The sequence below is a fragment of the Flavobacterium sp. UGB4466 genome (assembly GCF_903469665.1).
GTDB lineage: Bacteria > Bacteroidota > Bacteroidia > Flavobacteriales > Flavobacteriaceae > Flavobacterium > Flavobacterium lipolyticum.
On sequence record NZ_CAGKLC010000060.1, the window covers coordinates 19,824 to 28,471 of the forward strand.

Annotated in this window: 5 protein-coding genes and 1 pseudogene; 5 read left to right on the plus strand and 1 reads right to left on the minus strand. The window is 34.9% G+C overall.

Translation table 11 applies throughout. The annotated features are described in order from the left end of the window. The first annotated feature begins 10 nt into the window (after positions 1-10). Positions 11-922: a sensor histidine kinase gene (locus JO950_RS14490; protein ID WP_202703301.1), complete on the plus strand. Its 912-nt coding sequence runs from the start codon at positions 11-13 to the stop codon at positions 920-922. Positions 923-927: 5 nt separating this feature from the next. Here the strand turns inward: JO950_RS14490 and JO950_RS14495 are convergent, their stop codons facing one another. After that, the gene (locus JO950_RS14495) at positions 928-1,422 is read right to left on the minus strand and encodes a metallophosphoesterase (RefSeq protein ID WP_202703302.1); all 495 of its coding nucleotides are present in this window, start codon (positions 1,420-1,422) and stop codon (positions 928-930) included. A 314-nt stretch (positions 1,423-1,736) separates the two neighbouring features. On the opposite strand from JO950_RS14495, the gene truA reads away from it, so the two are divergent. From truA to JO950_RS14515, 4 genes and pseudogenes are all read left to right on the plus strand, one after another. Then, a complete protein-coding gene (gene truA / locus JO950_RS14500; RefSeq protein ID WP_202703303.1) occupies positions 1,737-2,477 on the plus strand; it encodes a tRNA pseudouridine(38-40) synthase TruA in 741 nt (246 codons plus the stop codon). Positions 2,478-2,547: 70 nt separating this feature from the next. Beyond that, positions 2,548-4,302: an ABC transporter ATP-binding protein gene (locus JO950_RS14505; protein ID WP_202703304.1), complete on the plus strand. Its 1,755-nt coding sequence runs from the start codon at positions 2,548-2,550 to the stop codon at positions 4,300-4,302. A 143-nt stretch (positions 4,303-4,445) separates the two neighbouring features. After that, positions 4,446-5,030: an NUMOD4 domain-containing protein gene (locus tag JO950_RS14510; protein WP_202703305.1), complete on the plus strand. Its 585-nt coding sequence runs from the start codon at positions 4,446-4,448 to the stop codon at positions 5,028-5,030. Positions 5,031-5,924: 894 nt separating this feature from the next. Then, positions 5,925-8,648 (plus strand): annotated as a pseudogene (locus JO950_RS14515) (hypothetical protein); the annotation flags it as partial.

Here is an 8,648-nt window from a genome sequence, read left to right on the forward strand (position 1 = left end):
ACCTGTTACTATGTCCTTTTTCAGATACTTTATATTTTTCCTCCTTTTAACCACTTTTAATAGCTATCCTACTGTTGCTCAGAAAAAAACAGTTACAGAAAACAACACTGATGCAGTTGTCGGCAACACAAAAAAAAACAATACTTATCTTCCTGAAAAAATAAGAAACAAACAAATAATAAGTTTATCAATCGTGATGATAATCCTCTTGTTCTTTTTATTTTATTTTTTCTACCAAAACAACAAACTAAGACAAAAAATTAAACGGAAAGATGCCAAGCAAAAAATATTACTAAATGTAATTAATGCCGGCATTGACAGCCAGGAAGTTGAACGTAAAAAAATCGCATCATTTTTACATGACAACATTAATTCTTTATTGTCTTCTGTTGGACTGCATTTAAAAACTTTCACAACACAAAACGATATAAAATCGGACGAAATTCAGAAAGCAAAATCTATTCTACAGGAAGCACACGATCTTTTACGAGATATGTCACACGACTTGGTCCCTACACTTCTGGTTCGTTTTGGGTTAATTTATGCTTTGGAAGATCTATGCGAAAGAAACTCGAATTCTCACATAAGTTTTAAATTTTCGAGCGCCATTTCAACTAAAAAAAGATACATCGAAAAATTTGAGATGAAGCTTTATTTTATTGTTTCGGAACTTTTCAATAACATTATAAAACACAGTGATGCCCAAAAAGCCAAGATTTTCCTATCCGAAAAAAACAATCAGTTTATCATTGTAATTCAGGACAACGGAAAGGGTTTTGAAACCGAAAGATTAAATAATGTTGAAGGTTTTGGACTTAACCGAATCAGGGCAAGAATCAAAAAATACAAAGGAAGTATCTCAATCACTTCAAAGGCAAACGAAGGAACCTCTATAAAAATCAAGGTTCCACTACCATTTTAAATCTGTTACTTTTTACCCATTTCAACTATTTCCAGATCCTTTATTTTATCACCGTCAATTACAAATCGCAACATTGTTCGAACCTGATGAAATCCGCTTTTTCCGGCCGCTCCGGGATTCATATGCAGCAGATTATTTTTTTTATCAAACATAACTTTCAGTATATGTGAATGCCCACAGATAAATAATTTAGGCGGATCCGACGCCATCTCTTCTCTTATATTGGGATTATACTTTCCCGGATATCCGCCAATATGTGTAATCCACACGGAAACATCCTCACATAAAAACCGATTGTGTAAAGGAAATTCTAATCTCGCCTGCGCATCGTCAATATTACCATATACACATCGCAGCGGCTTTAACTTTTTAATTGTATCCGTAACATTCAGATCACCAATGTCTCCAGCATGCCAGACTTCATCGGCCTGAGCTACATATTTTAAAATAGTATCGTCAATATGACTGTGTGTATCGGAAAGGAGAAGAATTTTTTTCATTCGAAGGTTCAAAGGTTCAAAGAAGCAAAGATACAAAGGTTTTTTTTAAAGGGACTAAGGTGCTAAGGTTCTGAGATGCTGAGATACTAAGATGCTGAGATACTAAGATGCTGAGACACTTAGAAACCTCTGCTCCTTTGTACCTTTGTACCTCCTAAACAAAAAAACTTAGCACCTTAGTATCTCAGAACCTTAGCACCTTTAAAAAACTTAACATCTTAGTATCTCAGAACCTTAACATCTTTTTTTAAAAAACCTTTGTACCTTTGCCCCTTAGAGCCTTTGTCCCTTAAAAAAACCTTTGCACCTTTACCTTGAGATATTTTATTCAATTTGCTTATAACGGAACTAATTATCATGGCTGGCAATTTCAGCCCAATGCTTCTTCTGTTCAGGAAACTTTAAACAAAGCACTATCCATTTTATTGAACACTCCCATAAACGTTATGGGTGCCGGAAGAACGGATACGGGAGTTCATGCGGAAGAGATGTATGGACATTTTGATATTGAAAGCCCGCTGGATATTCCAAATTTAATACACAAACTCAACTCCTATTTACCCAAAGACATTGCTGTTTTTAATATTCTTCTCGTTCACAATGACGCTCATTGCCGATTTGATGCTACTAAAAGAACCTACGAATACCACATCAACACGGTTAAAAACCCTTTTTTACAGGAATTGAGCTGGTATTTCAATCAAAAATTAGATGTAGATTTAATGAATGAAGCTGCAAAAATTCTACTGAATCATACCGACTTCCAATGCTTTTCAAAAGTAAATACCGATGTCAATACTTTTGATTGCACGATTTTTGAGGCGTATTGGAAACAAGAAAACAATAAACTAATTTTTACCATCTCGGCCAATCGTTTTCTTAGAAATATGGTTCGCTCAATTGTTGGAACACTAGTAAATATCGGCTTGTATAAAATTTCTCTAACTGATTTTGAAACAATCATCGCCAGCAAAAGCAGAGAAAAAGCCGGGTTTTCGGTACCAGCACACGGATTGTATTTAACCGAAATTAATTACGATTACTTATCGCTGTAGGCCATAAGCCGTAGGCTGTAGGCTTTTGCCTAAAGCTTATTGCCTAAAGCTTAAAGCTTAAAAAAAATAAATGAAAGCAAAAGCATTTGATACCGGATTATTCAAACGAATCTTAAAATATACCAAACCCTATAAATGGCGCTACTACGGCGTTATTATTTTTGCTGTATCTCTTTCTATTTTTGCAGCCCTTCGCCCCTATTTGCTAAAACAAACGGTCGACGGCTATATCAAGACACACGACAAAGAAGGTTTACTTCTTTATATCCTTTTAATGGGAGCGGTTCTTTTAATGGAAGTTTTCTCTCAGTTCTATTTCGTCTATTGGGCCAATTGGCTTGGACAGGATATCGTAAAAGACATTCGTACCAAACTTTTTAAACACATATTAAGTTTTAGAATGAAGTACTTTGACCTGGTTCCGGTGGGACAATTGGTCACAAGATCCGTTTCAGATATTGAATCGATTGCCCGTATTTTTAGCCAGGGACTTTTTATGATCATTAGTGATTTAATGAAAATGCTTGTCGTCCTTATTTTCATGTTTTACATGAACTGGAAATTAACGTGGATCGTAGTCGTTGCCATGCCGATTCTGGTTTACATCACCCGAATATTCCAACGTAAAATGCAGGTCGCTTTCGAAGAAGTCCGAACGCAGATTGCCAATATGAACTCTTTTGTACAGGAACGTGTTACAGGAATGAAAATCGTACAGCTTTTCAATCGCGAACAAATTGAAGCTGATAATTTTAAAGAGATCAATAACAAACACAGAGTTGCCTGGATTAAAACTATTTTATACAACTCGATATTTTTCCCAATTGCCGATATTATCTCTTCTATTACCCTAGGAGTAGTTGTCGTTTATGGCGGATTCAAAATCCTGAACGGAGATCATTTTACAACTTTCGGAGATTTGTTTTCCTATACGATGTTTATCGGAATGCTGTTCAATCCATTACGCCAGATTGCAGATAAATTCAACGAGATGCAATTAGGAATGATTGCCGCCAATCGTGTTTTTGACATCATCGATACTCAGGATCATATTCAGGATACCGGAACAATTGAAGCTCCAATTTTTGAAGGAAGTATTGAATTTAAAGACGTCCGTTTCAGCTATATTCCGGAAGAAGAAGTTATAAAAGGAATTGATTTATCTGTCGCTTCAGGGCAAACTGTTGCTATTGTAGGCTCAACCGGAGCAGGAAAATCGACTATAATTAATTTACTGAATCGCTTTTACGAAATTAATAGCGGTACCATTTGCATTGACGGTCATAATATCGAAAATTATACGCTGGCCTCGCTTCGAAAACAAATTGCTGTGGTTTTGCAGGATGTCTTTCTGTTTGCTGATACCATCTACAACAATATCACTTTACACAATCCCGAAATTAGTCGTGATCAGGTTTTAGAGGCTGCTAAGAAAATTGGCGTGCACGATTTCATCATGAGTCTGCCGGATAATTATGATTTTGATGTAAAAGAACGAGGGGTTATGCTTTCGTCAGGACAGCGTCAGTTAATTGCTTTTTTAAGATCATATGTCAGTAATCCGAGTATTTTAATTCTGGATGAAGCAACGTCTTCAATAGATACCTATTCTGAAGAACTTATTCAGCGTGCTACCGAAACGATTACCAAAGGAAGAACTTCAATCATCATCGCACACCGATTGGCTACAATTGTAAATGCTGACAAAATTGTTGTGATGGATAAAGGCTTAATTGTAGAACAAGGAACTCATCAGGAACTACTCCTTAAAACCGACGGTTATTATAAAAACCTGTACGACTCTCAATTTGCTGTAGCGAACTAGATTTTGAAATGCTAAAAAAGTTCTTAAAAAAGTTAAAATAGCGTTATAAGAATCATAAATCTGCTGATTCACAGACTTTAGGATAGCACTCTTCTTTTTTGAATTATTTATCTTTGAGAGACAAAATTCAAATGCAAAAGAAAATGCCACAAAATAGATTTTATCCAAACGAAGAATTCAAAGAAATAGAAATAAACGCCTCACTACAACTTAAATATGCTATTTCAAACAAAGGCCGATTAATTAGTTTTACAGATGAAATTCAAAACGGACGTATTCTAAAAGGCGGTTTAAGCGATGGTTATCCTACTTTTAGATTTAAGGTTAAAGATGATGACAAAATTGTCAACAAATATCTTTTTCTGTACAAATTAGTCGCTCATTATTTCATTCCTAAAGAATCAGAAGAACAAACTTATGTACTCCATCTGGATTACAACCGCAGCAACGATGATGTAAAAAATTTATGCTGGGCAACAAAAGCCGAAATGATGGCGCACAGCCGTAAGAGTCCGCATGTGATTCAGGCAAAAAAGAATCTGATCGAACACAATTTAAAAGCCGACGGACGAAAATTAACGACTACCAAAGTCATGTTAATCAAAAAAATCCTCGCACGCCCGGAACAAAAAACACGTCTGAAAATGATTGCCAAACAATTTGGCGTTAGCGAAATGCAAATACGACGTATCGCCAGCGGTGAAAACTGGGGCCATATAAAGGTCTGATACCTACAAAAATCATTATATTATTATCATTATCCGGAGCTTCTTAAAAGGGGCTCCATTTTTTTTGCATAACCACCAATAAACAAATCTCTCATTTTTAAGTATTTAGAAAACCTTCACAACAAAACATTAAAATCCAGAATCAAAAAAGGCAGAATAATAGGATTAATACTTTTATTAATTGTAAACTTGCATACCAAATTCAAAGATAATTTTATGAAGAAAAAACTACTTATCTTACTGTGTTCACTCAGTTTATCTGCTTTTGCACAAACTACTTTAATCCCTGATCAAAATTTCGAACAAAAACTAATCTCTCTCGGATTGGATACCGTTCTTGATGGAAAAGTGCTAACTTCAAACATTTCCTCTGTTACTTCTTTGGATATAAGTTTCAGTTCTATTAAAAGTCTTAGAGGCCTTCATGCTTTTACTAATCTTGAGACTTTAATTTGTTCCAACAATGAAATAATCGGTTTAGACTTTCCTAATAATCCTAAACTTTCTACTTTGATTTGTCATTCCAATAAAATACAAAGTTTAGATGTTAGTAAAAACCCCCGCCTGCAAAATTTAGACTGCCAATCCAATGAAATAAATTATTTGGATATATCCCAAAATACTTTTCTAACACAGTTAAATTGTTCTAAAAATAAACTGAGTTCTTTAAACACTTCTAAAAATTTAAGACTTAAGGGACTGTATTGTTCAGATAACATACTGAATTCTTTAAACCTTAGCGGCAATACCTTACTTACTGAACTTAACTGCAATACTAACAGGATTAAAAGTCTTACTATTTCCGATAACACGGGTTTAATAGATTTATATTGCGAAAACAACCGAATAACTACTTTGGATCTTTCTAAACAGAAAGAGCTTAAAAATGTTAATTTGAAGTCTAACGATCTTGTAAATCTCAATATAAAAAACGGCAACAATACATCCTTAAATGTCAATAATCTAAATTTAGCACACAATTCACAGTTGTTATGCATACAAGTTGATAATGTAATGTACTCCAGTATGAATTGGGAATACGTAAAGGATCTTCAAACAAGTTATTCTACCGACTGCCCTACTTATACTGTAATACCTGATACTAATTTCGAAAATGCTCTTATTGCTTTAGGAATTGATTCAGGGACCCCTGACAGAAAAGTTTTAACTTCAAACGTTTCTACTGTAACTACACTAGATTTAGGGATTAATACAACTATTACAGATCTAACCGGAATACAAGACTTTACAGCACTTCAGACTCTAATTTGTCGTGGAAATACAGGTCAGGTAATCAACGGAGGGAACGGAAAATTAAAAATTCTTGATATTTCTAAAAACGCAAACCTGACCACTCTGGATTGCTCCTATAACCAGCTTATAAATTTAGATGTCACCAAAAATCCTTTACTGGTTTCGTTAAAATGTAACGTCAATAGATTTGATAAAATTGATGTTACTAAAAATGTTAATCTGGATTATCTTGATGTAAGCAGTAATTCTATTTTTCAACTCGACGTTTCCAAAATTCCAACTTTGCGTTACCTGAGAGCTGACAACACCAAACTTACCTCACTAGATGTTTCCTCTAATCCCGCAATGGTTGGATTATTTTGTAACAATTCAGATTTAAGAAGTTTAAACTTAAAAAATGGAAATAACCAATTAATTTCAGCACAAGATATAAACTTTAAGGGAAACCCAAATTTAAACTGTATTCAGGTCGACAATGCCGTAAATGCTACTGCAAACTGGTCTGCTTCCAAAGATGCCGCTACAAATTATTCAACCGAATGTCTAAATGATTCATTTACATTGATTCCCGACAGCAACTTTGAAAATGCACTTATAACTTTAGGAATCGATGCTGGAGTTCCGGATGGAAAAATCCTGACTTCAAAAGTTTCTTCTGTCACGAAATTAGATTTAGGAACCAATACAACTATTACAGATCTGACCGGAATACAAGATTTCAAAGCCCTTGAGTGGCTGGTTTGCAAAGGAAATACTGGTCGTGCAGGTGATGGTGGAAACGGAAAACTAAAAACACTTGACGTCTCCAAAAATACAAATCTAACGATTCTTGAATGCTCTTTTAATCAACTTACCAATTTAGATGTAACGCATAACCCATTACTGCGTTCCTTAAGATGTAGTGTAAATAAATTAACAGCAATTGATGTTTCTCAAAACACAAAACTGGATGATCTTGATGTAGGCAGTAATCAAATTACTACGCTTGATGTCTCAAAAATTCCAACTTTACGTTTTCTGACTGCCGAATCTACTAAACTTACCACATTAGATCTTTCCTCTAATCCGGCACTGGTTGGATTATTTTGTAGAAGTTCCGATTTGACAAGTTTAAATCTAAGAAATGGTAAAAACCAATTAATTGTACCGCAGAGTATAACCTTTACCGGAAATCCAAATTTAACTTGTATACAGGTTGATGATGCAGCATTTTCTACTGCAAACTGGTCTGCCGCAAAAGATCCGGCAGCAAACTATTCAACCAACTGTTCGAATGGTTTATTTACACTAATTCCTGACAGTAATTTCGAAAGTGCCCTTATTTCCTTAGGAATTGATTCAGGTGTTCCGGACGGAAAAGTACTGACTTCAAACGTTTCTTCGGTGACAAAATTAGATTTAGGAACCAATGCAACCATTACTGATCTAACCGGAATTCAAGATTTTACAGCGCTTCAACGGTTAATTTGTCATGGGAATTTTGGGCACATGGATACAGGTGGAAATGGAAATTTGACTACTATTGACGTTACTAAAAACACAAAACTAACTGTTCTTGACATCTCGTACAATAAAATTACATCTTTAGATGTATCTAAGAATCCGTTACTGATTTCATTAAAGTGCAGCGTAAATAAACTAACCAAAATCGACGTTTCTCAAAATATAAAACTGGATAATCTTGACATCAGCAATAATTATATTACACAGCTTGACATTTCGAAAATTCCAACTTTACGTTACCTAAGCGCTGATTACACAAAACTTACATCACTGGATATTTCCTCTAATCCGGTAATGGTTGGGCTATCTTGTAACAATTCGACTTTAACAAGTTTAAATCTAAAAAATGGACAAAATCAATTGATTGCAGCACAAAGCATAAACTTTATGGAAAATCCAAACTTAACTTGTATTCAGGTTGATAATGCCGTAAATGCCACTGCAAACTGGTCTGCTGCAAAAGATGCTTCTGCCAATTACTCAAATGAATGTCAGACTGGTCTGTACACTCTTATTCCTGACAGCAGTTTCGAAAGTGCTCTTATTTCCTTAGGAATTGATTCAGGTGTTCCGGACGGAAAAGTACTGACTTCAAACGTTTCTTCGGTGACAAAATTAGATTTAGGAACCAATACTACTATTACAGATCTAACCGGAATACAAAGCTTTACAGCACTTCAACGGTTAATTTGTCGTGGGAATTTTGGCGGTGCAGGTAATGGAGGAAATGGAAAATTGACTACTGTTGATGTTTCTAAAAACACAAAATTGACTGTTCTTGATATCTCGTACAATAAAATTACATCTTTAGATGTATCTAAGAATCCGTTACTGATTTCATTAAAGTGCAGCGTAAATAAA